The sequence below is a fragment of the Kitasatospora sp. NRRL B-11411 genome (genome assembly GCF_000721345.1).
Taxonomy (GTDB): domain Bacteria; phylum Actinomycetota; class Actinomycetes; order Streptomycetales; family Streptomycetaceae; genus Kitasatospora; species Kitasatospora cineracea.
This window is the reverse complement of the sequence record NZ_JOGH01000070.1, coordinates 18,613-34,225: the sequence shown is the minus strand read 5'-3', so window position 1 is coordinate 34,225 and position 15,613 is coordinate 18,613. Positions and strand designations below refer to the sequence as shown.

Below are 15,613 nucleotides of genomic sequence, written 5' to 3'. Positions count from 1 at the left end.
GCGCCCGCCCGCCGCCGGGGTGCCGCCGCGCCCGCCCGCCGCCGGGGTGCCGCCGCGCCCGCCCGTGCAGGCGCTGCCCTCGCCGGCCGTCCCCGCCGGGCAGGACGACGAACTCCCGCGCCGGGTGCGGCAGGCCAGCCTCGCCCCGCAGCTGCGCGACACCCCGCAGCCGCCCCGCCCCGGGCTGCGCCCCGCCGGACCCGCCGACCGCGACCCCGAACAGGCCCGCACCGCGATGACCGCCTTCCAGCGCGGCTGGCAGCGCGGCCACGCCCACCCGGCCACCGACCACCCCGCCGCCGGCGTCGGCGACTTCGACCGCCCCGCCACCGACCGCCCCGCCACCGACCGCGGCGACTTCGACAGAGGAGAGCGCTACCGATGATCGGCACCACCCGCCAGAGCGGCGAACTCAACTGGCTCCTCGACGAGTTGACCACCCGGACGGCCCGGGTCAGGTTCGCCGTCATGCTCTCCGCCGACGGGCTGCCGATGGGCAACTCCACCGGCCTCGGCCGCGAGGACGCCGAACACCTGGCCGCCGTCGCCTCCGGCTTCCACAGCCTGGCCAAGGGCGCCGGGCGCCACTTCGAGGCGGGCGAGGTCCGCCAGACCATGGTCGAACTGGAACGCGGCTACCTGTTCGTCGCCGCCGCCGGACAGGGCTCCTGCCTGGCCGTCTTCGCCGAACCCGACGCCGACCTCGGCCTGGTCGCCTACGAGATGGCCCGCCTGGTCCGCCGGGTCGGCGAACACCTGCACGCCGCCCCGCGCGGCTACTGACCGAGGCCGCGCGCCCACCGTCCGGCCCGAAAGCCCAGGAGAAGGAGGGGAGTTGGCCGATGGCCTACCCGCCCCGGGAGTACCTGCCCGGCACCCCGTTCGGCTACCCGCCGCCGCCCGACCGCCCCGTCCAGTGGTACGACGAGGACGCCGGGCCGATGGTCCGCCCCTACGCGCTCACCAAGGGCCGCACCCGCCCCGGACAGCCCTTCGACCTGATCGCGCTGGTCGTCACCGACGTCCCCGACCCGACCGTGCTGCCGGTCGGCCCCGAGCAGACCGCCATCCTGGAGATCTGCCGGGGCAACGCGCTGTCCGTCGCCGAGATCGCCGCCGACCTCGACCTGCCGCTCGGCGTGGTCCGGGTCCTGCTCGGCGACCTCCTCGACGCCGAACACATCCGGGTCAGCCGCCCCGTCCCGCCGGCGCTGCTCCCGCACGAACACATCCTCCAGGAGGTCATCCATGGGCTCCGCGCCCTCTGACAGCGCCGACCTGGCCCTGAAGATCCTGGTCGCCGGCGGCTTCGGCGTCGGCAAGACCACCCTGGTCGGGGCCGTCAGCGAGATCAAACCCCTGCGCACCGAGGAGCAGTTGACCGCCGCCGGCACCCACGTCGACGACCTCGGCGGGGTGGAACGCAAGACCACCACCACCGTCGCCATGGACTTCGGCCGGATCACCATCCGCGACGGCCTGTCCGTCTACCTGTTCGGCACCCCAGGCCAGGACCGGTTCTGGTTCCTCTGGGACGAACTCGCCCAGGGCGCCCTCGGCGCCGTCGTCCTCGCCGACACCCGCCGCCTCACCGACTGCTTCCCCGCCGTCGACTTCTTCGAGCACCGCGGCATCCCCTTCGTGGTCGCCGTCAACCACTTCGAGGGCAGCCGCGCCTTCCGCCCCGAGGACGTCTCCCGGGCCCTCGACCTCGACCCCGCCACCCCCGTGGTGCCCTGCGACGCCCGCGCCCGGGCCTCCGGCAAGGACGTCCTGATCAGCCTGGTCGAACACGCCGGGAAGGTGCACGCGGCCCGGGTCCTGGCCCAGGCCCGCAGCTGACGCACCCACCGCCCGCCCCGGGCGGGCCTCAGCCGTACACCTCCGGCGGGAGCACCCGCCGCGGCAGCGGCCGGTCCCAGGTGCCGAGGCGTCCGACCAGGACCCGACGGGCCAGGACCCGGACCTCGTCCCAGCCGGGATCGGCCGCCAGTGCGTCCGCCCAGTGGCCGGGGCCGCCGCGGGCCGCCTCGTCGCAGCGCCGTCCGATCTCCGCCATGTCCCGCAGGGCCGCGGGTTCGAAGGCCCCCCGGTCCGCCATCCCCGCCGCGAGCCGGAACCCGAACCCGGCCTCCTCGGCGACCGCGGCCGTCCGCACCCGGTGCGCGCGGGACCACGCCGACTGGTCGGACGGGTCGGCGGCGAGGAAGGCCAGCAGCGGCTCGATCCAGCGCTGCCAGTGCTCGGTGTCGGGGCTCATGGCGGAAGGATGCCAGCAACCCCGCCGCACCCGCCCGCCGCCCGCTGTCTGCCCGCCCGCCCGGCTCCGAGTTGAGTAGCATGACCGGCGTGTTCCCCACCCGCGACTAGGACCCCGCACCGCGACCGCCCGCCGCACCCGGCGCCGCGGTCGCTCCGGCGTCCCCGTCCACCGGCGCGCCGCGCGCGCCACTCCCGTTGAGGAACCACCCCACCGTGTCCGCGTCCTACCTCGCCGTGCTGCGCGCCCCCGGCGCCGCCCGGCTGCTCCCGGCCGCCCTGCTCGGCCGCCTCTCCTACGGCACCCTCCCGCTCTCCCTGCTGCTCGCCACCGCCGCCGGCACCGGCTCCTACCCGCGGGCCGGCTGGCTGACGGCCCTGTTCTCGGCGGTCAGCGTGCTGCTCTTCCCGACCCGCGCCGGACTGGTCGACCGGTACGGCCCGCGCCGCACCCTGCCCCCGATGGCCGCCGGGTACGCGGCCGTCCTGCTCGCCCTGGCCGCCGCCACCTGGCGCCCCGGCACCCCCTACCCGGTGCTGCTGGCCCTCGCCGCCGCCGCGGGCACCCTCGCCCCGCCGCTCGGACCGGTCACCCGGGCCCAGTGGAGCGTCCTGGCCGCCGACCCCGAACTGCGCCGCCGGGCCTACAGCCTGGACACCGTCGCCGAGGAACTCCTGTACGTCACCGGCCCGTTGCTGGCCGGCCTGCTCGCCGCCGCGGCCCGCCCGGCTGCCGGAATCCTGCTCAGCGCCGCCCTCGCCCTCGGCGGGACGCTCGCCCTGGCCGCCGTCGCCCGCCCGGTGGCCGCCACCGGGACGGCCGCCCCGCCGGCCCGCACCGGCACCCGGCACCTGCTCGGCCGGGCCCGCCAGCCGCTCGCCGCCGCCGCGGGCGCCGGGGCGGGCCTGGCCGCGTTCTCGCTGCTCGCGGTGGTCTTCGCCGGACGCCACGGCAACCCCGCCGACGTCGCCTGGGTCGAGGCGGCCCTCGCCGCGGGCAGTGCGACCGGCGGGCTCCTCCTCGGCGCCGCCGACTGGCGCCCCCCCGCCGCCACCCGCCTCACCGTCCTGACCGCGGCCCTCACCGCCGCCCTCGCCCTCACCGCCCTCGCCCCCGCCCTCCCGGCCCTGACCGCCGTCGCCGCCCTGGCCGGCCTCGCCGTCGCCCCGACCCTCACCACCGCCTACCTCCTCACCGACGAACTCGCCGCCCCCACCGAGCGCACCCGCGCCGGAGCCTGGGTCAACTCCTCCTTCAACGCCGGAAGTTCCACCGCCACCGCCCTCACCGGCACCCTCCTCGGCCACCTCCCCCTCACCACCTGCCTGCTCCTGACCGCGACCCCGCCCCTGGCCGCCCTCGCGGTGCGGCGGCGGGCGTAGTTCTTTCCGGCGTGAAGGGGCGTGCCGGTGGCGGTCGTCACCTGCTGGGTGCGGGGCCCACCGCCGGAACTCCTCGCCGCGCGGGCGATGAGTTGCGGCGGCGGGCTCCGTCCGACCTGGTATGAACCGCATCATCACTGACAGCCCGGGCCGGGACCGGTGCGCCGTCGGGGCGTCCCGGCCAGCCCGCGACTTCGCCGAGGTGGCCCGATGAGTACCGTCGAGGTGAACGGGGCGCGGCTCGGCGTCGAGGTGTTCGGCGACGGCGGCAGCGACGGCGGTGACGGCGGCGGTGCGCCGCCGGTGCTGCTGGTGGGGGCGCCGACGATGCTCTCCTGGCCCGATGCGCTGTGCGAGCGCCTGGCGGCGGGCGGGCGCCGGGTGCTGCGCTACGACCTGCGGGACAGCGGGGAGTCGGCGACGGCCGATCCGGCGGCGCCCGCCTACACGCTGCGCACCCTCGCCGCCGACGCGGCGGCCCTGGCCGGGACGCTCGGCGGGAGCCGGGTGCACCTGGCGGGTGTCGGGGTCGGCGGGATGGTCGCGCAGGTGGCCGCGCTGGAGCACCCCGGCGCGTTCTCGGCGCTGACCCTGGTCGGCACCCGCCCGGTCGCCCCCGGCCCGGTCGACGGCGACCTGCCCGACCACCACGGCCCGACCGTGAAGCGGCTGTTCGCCCGTCCGCAGCCGGACTGGACCGACCGCGCGGCGGTCGCGGAGTTCGCGGCGGGCGGCGCGGAGATCCGCGGCGACGACCCCGCCGCCGCCCGCGCCACCGCCGCCCGGATCTGGGACCGCACCCCCGCCGGCGCGGCCGCCCCCGTCCACCTGGCCAACCAGCTGGGCACGGTCTTCGCCCGCCTCGACTGCACCCCCCGCTGGCGCGAACGCCTCCCCGCGCTCGACCTTCCCGCCCTGGTCGTCCACGGCCGCCACGACCGCTTCTTCCCGCTCGGCAACGGCGAGGCCCTGGCCCGCGAGATCCCCGGCGCCCGCCTCCTGGTCCTGGACGCCGCCGCGACCGCCCTCCCGTCCCCGGCCGCCCCCGAAGTCGCCGCGGCCATGCTCGCCCTCGACCGGCCCTGACGGCCACGACCCCGACACCGCGCGCGTCAGCACACGGGCGTGCCCGGTGTCGGGGTCGCCGGAGAAGAACAGCCCCACCCCGCCCTGCCGGTCGCGTCCGCCTGCCACCGGGAGTCTCCCGTTCCGGGCCCGCGCGTGGGGGCAGAGACACCCCGTCAGCTGAACTGGACGCGTTCAACTTCCCTGGGGCGGCGGCGCAGCAGGCGTTCGGCGGCGGCCAGGTTGAGGAGCCAGGAGGCCCAGGCGCCGGAGGTGTAGACGGTGGCGGGGGAGAGGGGGGTGGGGGAGAGCAGGAGGAGCCAGAGGCGGAAGGTGACGGCGGTGAACATCAGGGCGTAGGAGCGGAGCATCCAGCGGCGGTGGGCGGGGACGCGGCCGTGGCGGGCGTGGTGCAGGCCGAGGGCGGTGGCGGTGAGGGTGAGCAGGGCGAGGGCGGTGAAGCCGAGCGGGGCGAGGGGCGGGTGGAGGCCGTGCGGGGCGATCAGCAGGCCGCCGAGGCCGGTCGCGGTGGCGGCCAGGACGTAGAGGCGGCCGGTCCAGCGGTGCACGACGGGGCGGCGGGCGCGCAGGCCGGGGAGGAACTGGGGCAGGCCGGCGACGAGCGCGGTGACGCCGCCGCCGATGTGCAGCAGCAGCGGGGCGAGGTGGGCGAGGTAGACGGTGCGCTGGTCGGCGAGGAAGGTGTCGGGGTCGAGGGTGAAGTAGCGGGCGGAGACGGCGGCGACGAGCAGCGCGAGGACGGCGACGGCGGTCCGGCCGGCCCGGTGCAGGGCGCGCGGCCGCTCGGCGGACGTGGGCAGTTCGGTGGACGTGGGCCGTTCGGCCGGGGTGGCCGGTTCGGCCGGGGCGGGGCGGTGGGGTGTCATGCCGGGGACGCTACGGAGCGGCCGCGGCCCGCGGCGTCCCCCCGGCGGGGGCGGCCGGCGTACCCCAGCGGGGGTAGCGACCCTGCTCCGTCCCCGAGAGCGGTGGACGCCGGGGTCGGGGGCGGGCCGGTTCGGGTAGGTTCTGCCCGGCCGCCGGGGGTTCGGCCCGGTACCCGCCCACCAGCACCGAGGACACCGCACGATGCTGCTCACCGCCGCCGACCGGCTCGGACTCCCCGTGCTCGCCCGCTGGCTGGACCGGCTCCCGGCCCCGCTCGCGGACGCCGCGCCCGCCGTCGTGCTGGGCGCGGCGATGCTGGTCGAACGGCTGGGGGCGGCGGCCCGGATCGGCGACCGGATGCCGGTCGCGCTGGCCCTGACCGTCCTGCTGGCCCTCCCGGTGGCCCTGCGCCGCCGCGCCCCGATGGCCGCCTACCTGGTGGCGACGCTGGCGCTGACCGCCGAGGCGCAGCTGGTCTCGCCGAGCCCGGTCTCGCCGTACGCCAACCTGCTGGGCGCGTACGCCGCGGGCCGGTACGGGGGCCGCGGCCGGGCCGGGTGGGGGCCGCCGCTGGTGGTGGCGGGAGTGGCGGGGTACTTCGCCGGGCAGGACGTCGAGGTGGTGATGCCGGTGGGCCTCCTCGCGCTGTGGCTGGCGGTGTGGACGTACGGCTGGACGGAAGCGCGCCGGCTGGCCGCGCAGGCGGTCGAACGGCGGCGGGCCCGGGCCGAGTTGCTCGCCGAGGAGCGGACCAGGATCGCCCGCGAGGTGCACGACCTGCTCGGCCACTCGCTGAACCTGATGCTGGTGCAGGCCGGCGCCGCCCGGCGGCTGCTCGACCGCACCCCCGGGCGCAGCCGCGAACTGCTGCTGGAGGTCGAGCGGACCGGCAACGACGCGCTCGGCGAACTCGACCGGGTGCTGGGCCTGTTGCGCGGCGCCCCGCCCCAACTCCCGGACGGCGCACCGCCCGTCGAGCCGGGCCTCGACCAACTCCCTTACCTGGCCGAGCGGATGGGCCGGGCCGGGCTGGCCGTCGACCTGCACCGCGACACCCCGCCGCTGCCCGCCGAACAGGACCGCTGCGCCTACCGGGTGGTCCAGGAGGCGCTGACCAACGCGCTGCGGCACTCCGGCGCCGGGCGCGCCGCCGTCCGGGTGGTGCGGCAGGGCGGCGCCACCGTGGTGGAGGTCGCCGACGACGGCTCCGGCCCGCCGCCCGGCCACCGCCCCGGCCGCGGCCTGACCGGCATCGCCGAGCGCGCCGCCCGCCTGCACGGCAGCGCCGAGCACGGGCCGGGCCCGGACGGCGGCTTCCTGGTCCGGGTCACCCTCCCCGCCGGGCCGCAGCGGTGAGCGCCCCGACCGCCGGTCCGGTCCGGGTGCTGATCGCCGACGACGACCCGCTGCTGTGCGCCGGGCTCGCCGTGGTGCTGGGGACCGCCGACCGGATCGAGGTGGTCGCCCGGGCCGAGGACGGGCTGCGGGCCGTCGAACTCGCCCGCGCCCTGCGGCCCGACGTGGTCCTGATGGACGTCCGGATGCCCGGCTGCGACGGCATCGAGGCGACCCGGCGGCTGGCCGGGACGGGCGTGCGGGTGCTGGTGCTGACCACCTTCCGGCACGACGAGTACGTGTGGGGCGCGCTGCGGGCCGGGGCGGCCGGGTTCCTGCTCAAGCGGGCCTCGCCGGAGCGGCTGATCGACGCGGTGCACGCCGTCGCCGCGGGCGAGGCCGTCCTCGACCCGGCCGTCACCCGGGACCTGCTCGGCCACCTGCTGGCCGCCCCCGCCCCGCAGCCGCCGCCGGACGCCGGCGGCCCGCTGGCGGCGCTCACCGCCCGTGAGCGGGAGGTGCTGCGGCTGGCCGCCGACGGGCACCCCAACGAGGAGATCGCCGCGCTCCTGCACCTCGCCGAGTCCACCGTGAAGACGCACGTCAAACGGATCCTCGGCAAGCTCGGCGCGCGCGACCGCTCGCAGGCGGTGGCCGCCGCCTACCGGCACGGGCTGATGGGCCCGCAGCCGTACCGGCCGGCCGGGCCCGGCCTTCCGTGACACTCCGCCACTGACGGGGTGTCAGGGGAACGCGCCGGTACGGTCGTACATTGACCGGATGATCGTGGAGAACGGGCCGGGGGTCGGGCGGCCGGAGCGCTACGGGTGGGGCCCCTCCGGGCGGCGGCTCGCCGAACAGGGCCGGTGGGACGAACTGCTGGAACGCTTCCGGCTCGCCAGGGCCCTCGGCGACCCGCTCTCCGGCCCGCTCGGCCACCTGCTCGCGTACGGCGCGCCCGCCGCCCTCGCCGCCCGGCTGTTCGACCCGGACGGCGGGCCCGGCGCCCCCGCGACCGCCGCCGACCACGACGCCGGACCGCTCTGGGAGGTGCTCGCCACCCGCCACCCCCGGGCCGTCCTGGACGCCCTCCCGCTGCCGCCCCCGATCCGCCGGCTCGCCGCCCACACCCGCGCCCTGCTCGGCGAGGACCCCGGCGCCGACGCCCTCGACCCGACCGGGGTGCCGTACCGGCTGCAGCCCTGGGAGGAGGGCGGCTGGGAGCGCGACACCCGGGTCCGCGAGTACCTGCCCGGCGGCGGCGCCCGGCGCGCCCTGCACCTCGCCCCGCCCACCCGCGAAGGGCTCGCCGTCCTCGAACTCCCCAACCCCGGCAGCCGGTTGACCGGCCTCCCGGCCACCGCCGCACTCGCCGCACTGGCCGACTGGACCACCGCCGTCTGCGTCCGCGGCCGCGCCGCCGACGCCGCCGCCCAACTGGCCGGCGGCCCCGAGGTCACCGGCGGCCGGCTCCCGTTCGCCGCCCTCTACCCCGCCCTGGTCCACCTCGCCTCCGCCCGCCCCGACCGCGGCACCGCCCAGGGGCGGCTCGCCGTCTGGCAGCTGCTCACCGCGATGGACGGCGCCGCCACCCCCTCCCGCCCCCGTGCCGAAGCCCTGGTCGCCCGCCTGCACTGCCTCGCCTGGACCGAACCCGCCGACGACCTCCGCCACCTCCACCTCGCCCTCGAGGACCCCGCCACCGGCCTCGCCTGGGCCCTCTCCGGCACCACCCCCGAACCCGCCTGACCCGGCCCGCCCAGCCGGCACCCGCACCCGCACCCGCTCCCGGAACCGCCGAACCCCCGCCCGCGTGGAGGTTGTTGATCACCACACGAGCGGAGGTCCGATGGGTACGGGGATACGGTCCTGGCGGGGTTGGCGCACCCCGGCGAACGGCTGCGCCTGGGTGCCGCTGACGGTGTGCGCCGGCATCTGGGCGGCGCTCCGCGGGAGCGGCACCTCGGACGACGCCTGGCACTGGTGCCTGGTGCAGGACCACGAGGCGCTGCCGGGCCGGCTGCTCACCAAGACGGTGCTGATGGGCATCTGCGTGGCCCTGATGCTGCTGCTCGCCGCCCCGCTGGCCCGCCGGACCGGCAGCGCCTGGTGGCTGTGGCCGGTGCTGCTGCTGGCCGGGTACGGGCTCGGCGCGCTGTACGCGTACGGCATGGGCGGCCTGGCGGACGTCCCGGCGGGGGTGGAGCCGGACTGCGAGCCGATGCCGCGCTGGCCGTTCGGCCCGCCGTACTTCGCGTGGCTCAGGAACCGGTGACGCTCCCGGCGGGCCGCTCGGCGCTCCCGGCAGGCTACTTGGCGCTCCCGGCGGGCTACTTGGCGGTCCCGGCGGTCCCGGCGGGCTGCTCCGCGGCCGGGGCGCCGGGCTGGGCGGGCAGGTCGGCGGCGCCGGGCTCCGCGGTGGCGCTCTCGTCGTAGGGGAGCGCGCCGGAGAGGACGGCGGTCAGCCGGGTGCGGTCGAGCTCGCCCGTCCAGTGGCCGATCAGGACGGTGGCGACCGCGTTGCCCGCGAAGTTGGTGAGCGCGCGGGCCTCGGACATGAAGCGGTCGATGCCGACGATCAGGCCGACGCCGTCGACCAGGGCCGGCTTGTGCGACTGCAGGCCGCCGGCCAGGGTGGCCAGGCCCGCGCCGGTCACGCCCGCCGCGCCCTTGGAGGCGAGCACCATGAACAGCAGCAGCGAGAGCTGCTCGCCCAGCGACATCGGCTTGTCCATCGCCTCGGAGACGAAGATCGACGCCATGGTGAGGTAGATCGCGGTGCCGTCCAGGTTGAAGCTGTAGCCGGTGGGCACCGTGATGCCGACCACCGGGCGGCTCACCCCGAGGTGCTCCATCTTGGCGATCAGCCGGGGCAGCGCGCTCTCCGAGGAGGAGGTGGACAGGATCAGCAGGAACTCCCGGCCGAGGTAGCGCAGCAGGGCGAACACGTTCACCCCGGCGGCCAGCCGCAGCAGCAGGCCCAGCACCACGACCACGAACAGCACGCAGGTGACGTAGAAGCCGATCATGATCACCGCGAGGCTCTTCAGCGCGGCCGTGCCGGTCGCCCCGACCACCGCCGCCATCGCGCCGAACGCGCCGACCGGCGCCACCCACATGATCATCGACATCACCTTGAACACCAGTTTCTGCAGGTGCTCCACGCCGCGCAGCACCGGCGCCCCGGCCGCGCCCATCGCCTGCAGCGCGAAGCCGACCAGCAGCGCCACCAGCAGGGTCTGCAGCACCTGGCCCGCGGTCAGCGCCGACACCAGGGTGGTCGGGATGATCCCGAGCAGGAACTCGGTGGTGGACTCCGCGCCCGCCGCGGCCTGCGCGTGGCCGGACTTGGCCAGCGCCGCGGTCAGGTGCAGCCCGCTGCCGGGCTCCAGCAGGTTGCCCACCAGCAGGCCGATGCCCAGCGCGACCGTCGAGGTCAGCAGGAAGTAGCCGAGCGCCAGGCCGCCGACCCGGCCGACCTTCGCCGCCTTGGTCACCGAGCCGACGCCCAGCACGATGGTGCAGAAGATCACCGGGGAGATCATCATCTTGATCAGGTTGACGAACCCGGTGCCCACCGGCTTCAGCTCCACCGCGAACCCGGGCGCGGCCAACCCGACCACCACGCCCGCGACCACCGCGGCGATCACCGCCAGGTACAGGTAGTGGGTGCGGTCGGCCCGGGCCGACCGGGGCGGCGTCTCGTGCTGGGTCGGCTGCATGCGTGCGGCTCCTTCGCCGTAGGCTCGGTGGGCGCCCCCGGGGGGAAGGGCGCCGGGCCCGTGGGTGGCGGGCCGCGCACGACTATCCGGCCGCACCGCGACCGGGGCACGCTTGCGTTCATAGCGTTCACGCGGTGCCCGCCCGCCCGCCCGCCGCGCCCGCGGTGCCCGGCCTGCCAGGGCCCGCCGGGCCCGCGCCGCTCCCCGGCCTTCGGCGCACCGCCCCCCGGAGTGCACACTGGTCGGCATGCACCCGACCAGCAGCCCGCCGCCGCCACCCCGCCGCCGGCGCAGCCTGGCCGGCCGGCTGCTCGCCGTGCAGGTCGTGATCGTCGCGGCCGTGGTCGCGGGCGGCGCCGTCCTGGCCTACCTGTTCACCGCCCAGCGCGCCGAGGACGCCGCGCTCCGGCAGGCCACCGCCGTCGCCCTCGCCGTCGCCGACACCCCCACCGTCCGGGAGGCCGCCGCCCGGCCCGACCACAGCACCGTCCTGCAGCCGTACGCCGAGCAGGTCCGGGCCGACACCGGCGTCGACTTCATCACCGTGATGGACCCCGACGGCACCCGCTGGACCCACCCCGACCCGGCCCGGATCGGCCGCCCCTTCCTCGGCCACACCGACCAGGCCCGGGCCGGCCGCACCCAGCACGAGACGTACACCGGCACCCTCGGCCCGTCCGTCCGGGTGGTCACCCCCGTCCTGGACGGGCAGCACCGGGTGGTCGCCCTGGTCAGCGCCGGCATCACCGTCGACAACATCACCGCCCGGCTGCGCACCCCGCTGCTCGCCCTGATCGGCGTGGCCGGCAGCGCGCTCGCCCTCGGCGCCGCCGCCAGCTACCTGCTCGCCGCCCGGCTGCGCCGGCACACCCACGGCATGGACGCCGAACAGCTCGCCCACCTGTACGACTACCACCAGGCGACGCTGCACTCGGTCCGCGAGGGCCTGCTGCTGCTCGACCGCGAGCACCGGGTGCTGCTGTGCAACGACGCCGCCCGCCGGCTCCTCCAACCGGCCGGCGGGGTCGACGGCCTGACGGTGCGTCAGCTCGGCCTGCCGGAGTCGCTCACCCGCGCGCTGGAGAGCGCCGCACCGGTCCGGGACGAGGTGCACCTGACCGCCGAGCACGTCGTACTGCTCAACACCTCCCCGGTCGGGCCCGGCCTCGGTACCGTGGTCACCCTCCGCGACCACACCGAACTCCAGGGCCTCACCGGCGAGTTGGACAACGTCAAGGGCATCGCCGCGGCCCTCGACGCGCAGGCCCACGAGGCCGCCAACCGGCTGCACGCGGTGGTCTCGCTGATCGAACTCGGCCGCCACCAGGAGGCGGTGGAGTTCGCCACCGCCGAACTCGCCCTCGCCCAGCGGCTCACCGACCAGGTGGTCGGCGCCGTCGGCGAACCCGTGCTCGCCGCCCTGCTGCTCGGCAAGGCCGCCCAGGCCGCCGAACGCGGCGTCGACCTCCACCTCACCGCGGACAGCCGGATCGACGACGGCGTGCTGCCCGACCGGCTCACCCCGCGCGACCTGGTCACCCTGCTCGGCAACCTGATCGACAACGCCATGGACGCCGCCATCGAGAACGCCGCCCACGCCGCCCCCGAGGTCCACGTCACCGCCCGCACCGACGACGGCCACCTGCTGCTGCGGGTCGCCGACACCGGCCCCGGCGTCGACCCGGCCGCCGCCGAGGACGTCTTCCGGCGCGGCTGGACCACCAAGCAGCACGGCCGCGGCCTCGGCCTCGCCCTGGTCGCCCAGACCGCCCGCCGCAACGGCGGCGAGGTCCGGCTCGGCGGCGACGGCGACGGCGGCGGAGAAGGCGACGGCGACGGGGACGGCCGGGGCGGGCGCGGCGCGGTGCTCACCGTCCGGCTGCCGCTGCAGCGCGCGGAGGTGGGTGCCCGGTGACCGGAGAGCCGATCCGCGTCCTGGTGGTCGAGGACGACCCGGTCGCCGCCGACGCGCACGCCCGCTACGTCGCCCGCACCCCCGGCTTCACCGTCGCCGCCGTCGCCCACTCCCGGGCCGAGGCGGTCCGCGCCCTCGAACGCACCCGCACCGCGGGCGCCCCCGTCGACCTGGTGCTGCTCGACCTCTACCTGCCCGACGGCCACGGCCTGCACCTGTGCGCCGCGCTGCGGGCCGCCGGGCACGGCGCCGACGTCATCGCCGTCACCTCCGCCCGCGACCTCGCCATGGTCCGGCAGGCCGTCAGCGCGGGCGTCGTCCAGTACCTGCTCAAGCCGTTCGGCGCCGCCGCGCTCGGCGACCGGCTGCGCCAGTACGCCCGCTACCGGGCCAACCTGGACCGCCCCGGGCAGGCGCTCGGCCAGGACGAGGTGGACCGGGCGCTCGCCCTGCTGCGCGGCAGCGACCGCAGCAGCCTCCCCAAGGGCCTGTCCGCCGACACCCTCGACACCCTGGCCGCCGCGCTGCGCGCCGCCCCCGACGGCCTCTCGGCGGGTGCGGCCGGCGAGGCCACCGGCGTCTCCCGGATCACCGCCCGCCGCTACCTGGAGCACCTGGTCGGCACCGGCCACGCCACCCGCGAGCCGCGCTACGGCCAGGTCGGCCGCCCCGAGCTGGGCTACCGGTGGAGCGGCGACTGAGCCGGCGGGGCGGTGGCCTGGGTGGTCGGGACGGTGGCCGGGGTGACCGGTGTCAGCTGCGCTCGGCGAGCACCAGGTAGCGGTCCGGCTCGTCGGTGTAGGAGAGCGGGGCCCAGCCGTTGGCGGCCAGCAGCGGGAAGAGGTGCTCGCGGGCGCGCAGGTCGTCGGGGGTGAGCGGGCGGCCCTTGCGGGCGGCCAGCGCGGCCCGGCCGAGCGGGTGGAAGAGCGCGAGCCGGCCGCCGGGGCGGGTGACCCGGGCGAGTTCGCGCAGTCCGGCGGCCGGGCCGGGCAGGTGCGAGACCAGGCCCGCGCCGAACACCAGGTCGGCGACCGCGTCGGGCAGCGGCAGCCGGGTGCAGTCGGCCAGCAGCAGCGCGGCCGCGTCCCGGTGGGCGGCGGCCCGTTCGAGCATCTCGGGCGTCAGGTCGACGCCCAGCACGGTGCCGGCCGGGCCGACGGCGGCCCGCAGCAGCGGCAGCGCCCGGCCGGTGCCGCAGCCCGCGTCGATCACGAACTGTCCCGGGGCCAGGCCGGTGTCGGCGATTGCGGCGGCGTAGCGCGGGCTGTCGTCCGGGTACTTGCCGTCCCAGCGGGCGGCGCGTTCGGCGAAGAAGGCGCGGGTCTCGGCCAGTTCGCGGGAGTGGGCGGCGGCGGACCGCGGGGTCGGCGAAGTGTCCATGGAGGGGAGGGTACTTGGGCGGGTGCCCGGGCCGGACGGGCCGGGCGGCGGCCGTGACCGGCGGCGGTCCGGCTCGTTGGGGGAGGCGGGGACGCCGGGCGGAGCCGAAGGGGGCCGGGCGGGGGAGTGCCGGGGCCGGACGGGTGATCCGGGGGCGGCGGGCTCACCCGGACGGGTGATCAACGGGCCCGGTGGCGTCCGCCCCGAACCGCCCGGAGATAAAGTTAGGCTTACCTAACTTCGCAAGGGAGCTCCTGCTGTGACCCTCACCGTCGGCACCCCCGCCGCACCGGCCGGCGACGCGATCCTGCGCCGCCAGCGCATCCGCGAATCGGCCGCCCGCACCTACGCCCGGTCCTTCCCGATCGTCCCGGTGCGCGCGAACGGCATGACGGTCGAGGGCGCCGACGGCCGCCGCTACCTCGACTGCCTCTCCGGCGCCGGCACCCTCGCGCTCGGCCACAACCACCCCGTGGTGCTCGACGCGATCCGCCGCACCCTCGACAGCGGCGCCCCCCTGCACCTGCTCGACCTCGCCACCGCCGAGAAGGACGACTTCACCACCGCCCTGCTGGAGAGCCTCCCGGAGAAGTTCGCCGCCAGGTCCCGGATCCACTTCTGCGGCCCGGCCGGCACCGACGCCGTCGAGGCCGCCCTCAAGCTCATGCAGACCGCCACCGGTCGCCGCGGCGCCCTGGCCTTCACCGGCGCCTACCACGGCATGACCGCCGGGGCCCTCGCCGTCACCGGCAACACCGCCGTCAAGGCCCCGCTGCCCAGCGGCGGCGAAGTCACCCGGCTGCCCTACCCGTACGCCTACCGCTGCCCGTTCGGCGTCGGCGGCGACCGCGGCGCGCAGCTCGCCGCCGCCTACACCGAACGCCTGCTCGACGACCCCTCCGGGGGCGTGCTGCCGCCCGCCGCGATGATCCTGGAGGCCGTCCAGGGCGAGGGCGGCGTCGTCCCCGCCCCCGACGACTGGCTGCGCGAGATGCGCCGGATCACCGCCGAACGCGGCATCCCGCTGATCCTCGACGAGGTGCAGACCGGCGTCGGCCGCACCGGGCGGATGTGGGCCGTCGAGCACAGCGGCATCGAACCCGACGCGATGGTCCTCTCCAAGGCCATCGGCGGCAGCCTCCCGCTCGCCGTCGTGGTCTACCGCGACGAGTACGACGGCTGGCAGCCCGGCGCCCACACCGGCACCTTCCGCGGCAACACCCTCGCCATGGCCGCCGGCGCCGCCACCCTCCGCCACATCGCCGCCAACGGGCTGGTCGCCCGCGCCGAGACGGTCGGCGCCCGGATCGCCGCCCGCCTCGACGGCGCCCGCGACCGCCTCCCGCAGATCGGCGACGTCCGCGGCCGCGGCCTGATGCTCGGCGTCGAACTCGTCGACCCCGAAGGCGAACCCGACAGCTGCGGCGCCCACCCCGCCGACCACGCCTTCGCCGTCCGGGTCCGCGAAGCCTGCCTCGCCCGCGGCCTGATCGTCGAACTCGGCGGCCGCCACGACGCCGTCCTGCGCCTGCTCCCCCCGCTCACCATCACCGACGAGCAGGCCGAAGCCGTCCTCGACCGCCTCTGCGACGCCGTCGAGTCCGCCGCACGGCAGCCGGTGAACAGCAACCAGTGAGCAGGGAAACAGACATGACGACGGATCAGA

The 15,613-nt window shown here is 77.3% G+C and carries 16 protein-coding genes and 1 pseudogene; 13 read left to right on the top strand and 4 right to left on the bottom strand.

What is annotated here, in order from left to right:
- The 4 genes and pseudogenes from IH44_RS0126195 to IH44_RS0126180 all read left to right on the top strand — a co-directional run.
- Positions 1-385: pseudogene (locus IH44_RS0126195) on the top strand (histidine kinase); the annotation flags it as partial.
- Positions 382-783, top strand: a complete 402-nt coding sequence (locus tag IH44_RS0126190) for a roadblock/LC7 domain-containing protein (RefSeq protein WP_030462186.1) — start codon at positions 382-384, stop codon at positions 781-783. The pseudogene IH44_RS0126195 and the gene IH44_RS0126190, both read left to right, overlap by 4 nt.
- Positions 784-842: 59 nt before the next feature.
- Positions 843-1,268 (top strand): DUF742 domain-containing protein, encoded by a 426-nt coding sequence (locus IH44_RS0126185; RefSeq protein WP_227480715.1) that lies wholly within the window; start codon positions 843-845, stop codon positions 1,266-1,268.
- On the top strand, positions 1,249-1,842 hold the full coding sequence (locus IH44_RS0126180) for an ATP/GTP-binding protein (RefSeq protein ID WP_030462184.1): 594 nt from the start codon (positions 1,249-1,251) through the stop codon (positions 1,840-1,842). Before IH44_RS0126185 ends, IH44_RS0126180 begins: the two co-directional genes overlap by 20 nt.
- A gap of 28 nt (positions 1,843-1,870) precedes the next feature.
- Here the strand turns inward: IH44_RS0126180 and IH44_RS41440 are convergent, their stop codons facing one another.
- Positions 1,871-2,260, bottom strand: coding sequence for a hypothetical protein (locus tag IH44_RS41440; RefSeq protein ID WP_035956425.1), 390 nt, complete (start codon positions 2,258-2,260; stop codon positions 1,871-1,873).
- A gap of 215 nt (positions 2,261-2,475) precedes the next feature.
- On the opposite strand from IH44_RS41440, the gene IH44_RS0126170 reads away from it, so the two are divergent.
- Positions 2,476-3,642, top strand: coding sequence for an MFS transporter (locus IH44_RS0126170; protein WP_051817326.1), 1,167 nt, complete (start codon positions 2,476-2,478; stop codon positions 3,640-3,642).
- Between the two features lie 210 nt (positions 3,643-3,852).
- Positions 3,853-4,728 carry an alpha/beta fold hydrolase gene (locus IH44_RS0126165; RefSeq protein WP_030462182.1) on the top strand — a complete coding sequence of 292 codons (876 nt, stop codon included), beginning with the start codon at positions 3,853-3,855 and terminating at the stop codon, positions 4,726-4,728.
- 155 nt (positions 4,729-4,883) lie between these two features.
- On the opposite strand, the gene IH44_RS0126160 is transcribed toward IH44_RS0126165, so the two are convergent.
- Positions 4,884-5,594 (bottom strand): DUF2306 domain-containing protein, encoded by a 711-nt coding sequence (locus IH44_RS0126160; RefSeq protein WP_051817325.1) that lies wholly within the window; start codon positions 5,592-5,594, stop codon positions 4,884-4,886.
- Between the two features lie 202 nt (positions 5,595-5,796).
- Between IH44_RS0126160 and IH44_RS43060 the strand changes: the two genes are divergently transcribed.
- The 4 genes from IH44_RS43060 to IH44_RS0126140 all read left to right on the top strand — a co-directional run bounded on the left by IH44_RS43060 (position 5,797) and on the right by IH44_RS0126140 (position 9,205).
- Complete coding sequence (locus IH44_RS43060; RefSeq protein ID WP_051817324.1) at positions 5,797-6,951, top strand: sensor histidine kinase; 1,155 nt, start codon at positions 5,797-5,799, stop codon at positions 6,949-6,951.
- Positions 6,948-7,652, top strand: coding sequence for a response regulator transcription factor (locus IH44_RS0126150; protein ID WP_030462179.1), 705 nt, complete (start codon positions 6,948-6,950; stop codon positions 7,650-7,652). Before IH44_RS43060 ends, IH44_RS0126150 begins: the two co-directional genes overlap by 4 nt.
- A 58-nt stretch (positions 7,653-7,710) precedes the next feature.
- Entirely contained in the window at positions 7,711-8,679 is a 969-nt protein-coding gene (locus IH44_RS0126145) for a hypothetical protein (protein WP_030462178.1), read from the top strand.
- A 100-nt stretch (positions 8,680-8,779) separates the two neighbouring features.
- Complete coding sequence (locus IH44_RS0126140; protein ID WP_157852464.1) at positions 8,780-9,205, top strand: hypothetical protein; 426 nt, start codon at positions 8,780-8,782, stop codon at positions 9,203-9,205.
- A 55-nt stretch (positions 9,206-9,260) separates the two neighbouring features.
- On the opposite strand, the gene IH44_RS0126135 is transcribed toward IH44_RS0126140, so the two are convergent.
- A complete protein-coding gene (locus IH44_RS0126135; protein WP_030462176.1) occupies positions 9,261-10,652 on the bottom strand; it encodes a cation:dicarboxylate symporter family transporter in 1,392 nt (463 codons plus the stop codon).
- A 247-nt stretch (positions 10,653-10,899) separates the two neighbouring features.
- On the opposite strand from IH44_RS0126135, the gene IH44_RS0126130 reads away from it, so the two are divergent.
- Both IH44_RS0126130 and IH44_RS0126125 read left to right on the top strand, forming a co-directional pair.
- Complete coding sequence (locus IH44_RS0126130) at positions 10,900-12,567, top strand: ATP-binding protein (protein ID WP_051817323.1); 1,668 nt, start codon at positions 10,900-10,902, stop codon at positions 12,565-12,567.
- On the top strand, positions 12,564-13,268 hold the full coding sequence (locus tag IH44_RS0126125) for a response regulator (RefSeq protein WP_030462174.1): 705 nt from the start codon (positions 12,564-12,566) through the stop codon (positions 13,266-13,268). The genes IH44_RS0126130 and IH44_RS0126125 overlap by 4 nt, the downstream gene beginning before the upstream one ends.
- A gap of 52 nt (positions 13,269-13,320) precedes the next feature.
- Here the strand turns inward: IH44_RS0126125 and IH44_RS0126120 are convergent, their stop codons facing one another.
- Positions 13,321-13,947, bottom strand: coding sequence for a class I SAM-dependent methyltransferase (locus IH44_RS0126120; RefSeq protein WP_030462173.1), 627 nt, complete (start codon positions 13,945-13,947; stop codon positions 13,321-13,323).
- A gap of 259 nt (positions 13,948-14,206) precedes the next feature.
- Here IH44_RS0126120 and IH44_RS0126115 point away from each other — a divergent pair, with 259 nt between their 5' ends.
- The gene (locus IH44_RS0126115) at positions 14,207-15,583 is read left to right on the top strand and encodes a diaminobutyrate--2-oxoglutarate transaminase family protein (RefSeq protein ID WP_030462172.1); all 1,377 of its coding nucleotides are present in this window, start codon (positions 14,207-14,209) and stop codon (positions 15,581-15,583) included.
- The last annotated feature ends 30 nt before the right edge of the window (positions 15,584-15,613 follow it).

What these genes read in the sequence shown, in the direction of transcription:
- IH44_RS0126190 (WP_030462186.1), top strand. Translation starts at nt 382, where the DNA reads ATGATCGGCACCACCCGCCAGAGCGGCGAACTCAACTGGCTCCTCGAC.
- IH44_RS0126185 (WP_227480715.1), top strand. Translation starts at nt 843, where the DNA reads ATGGCCTACCCGCCCCGGGAGTACCTGCCCGGCACCCCGTTCGGCTAC.
- IH44_RS0126180 (WP_030462184.1), top strand. Translation starts at nt 1,249, where the DNA reads ATGGGCTCCGCGCCCTCTGACAGCGCCGACCTGGCCCTGAAGATCCTG.
- IH44_RS41440 (WP_035956425.1), bottom strand. Translation starts at nt 2,260, where the DNA reads ATGAGCCCCGACACCGAGCACTGGCAGCGCTGGATCGAGCCGCTGCTG.
- IH44_RS0126165 (WP_030462182.1), top strand. Translation starts at nt 3,853, where the DNA reads ATGAGTACCGTCGAGGTGAACGGGGCGCGGCTCGGCGTCGAGGTGTTC.
- IH44_RS0126160 (WP_051817325.1), bottom strand. Translation starts at nt 5,594, where the DNA reads ATGACACCCCACCGCCCCGCCCCGGCCGAACCGGCCACCCCGGCCGAA.
- IH44_RS43060 (WP_051817324.1), top strand. Translation starts at nt 5,797, where the DNA reads ATGCTGCTCACCGCCGCCGACCGGCTCGGACTCCCCGTGCTCGCCCGC.
- IH44_RS0126145 (WP_030462178.1), top strand. Translation starts at nt 7,711, where the DNA reads ATGATCGTGGAGAACGGGCCGGGGGTCGGGCGGCCGGAGCGCTACGGG.
- IH44_RS0126140 (WP_157852464.1), top strand. Translation starts at nt 8,780, where the DNA reads ATGGGTACGGGGATACGGTCCTGGCGGGGTTGGCGCACCCCGGCGAAC.
- IH44_RS0126135 (WP_030462176.1), bottom strand. Translation starts at nt 10,652, where the DNA reads ATGCAGCCGACCCAGCACGAGACGCCGCCCCGGTCGGCCCGGGCCGAC.
- IH44_RS0126130 (WP_051817323.1), top strand. Translation starts at nt 10,900, where the DNA reads ATGCACCCGACCAGCAGCCCGCCGCCGCCACCCCGCCGCCGGCGCAGC.
- IH44_RS0126120 (WP_030462173.1), bottom strand. Translation starts at nt 13,947, where the DNA reads ATGGACACTTCGCCGACCCCGCGGTCCGCCGCCGCCCACTCCCGCGAA.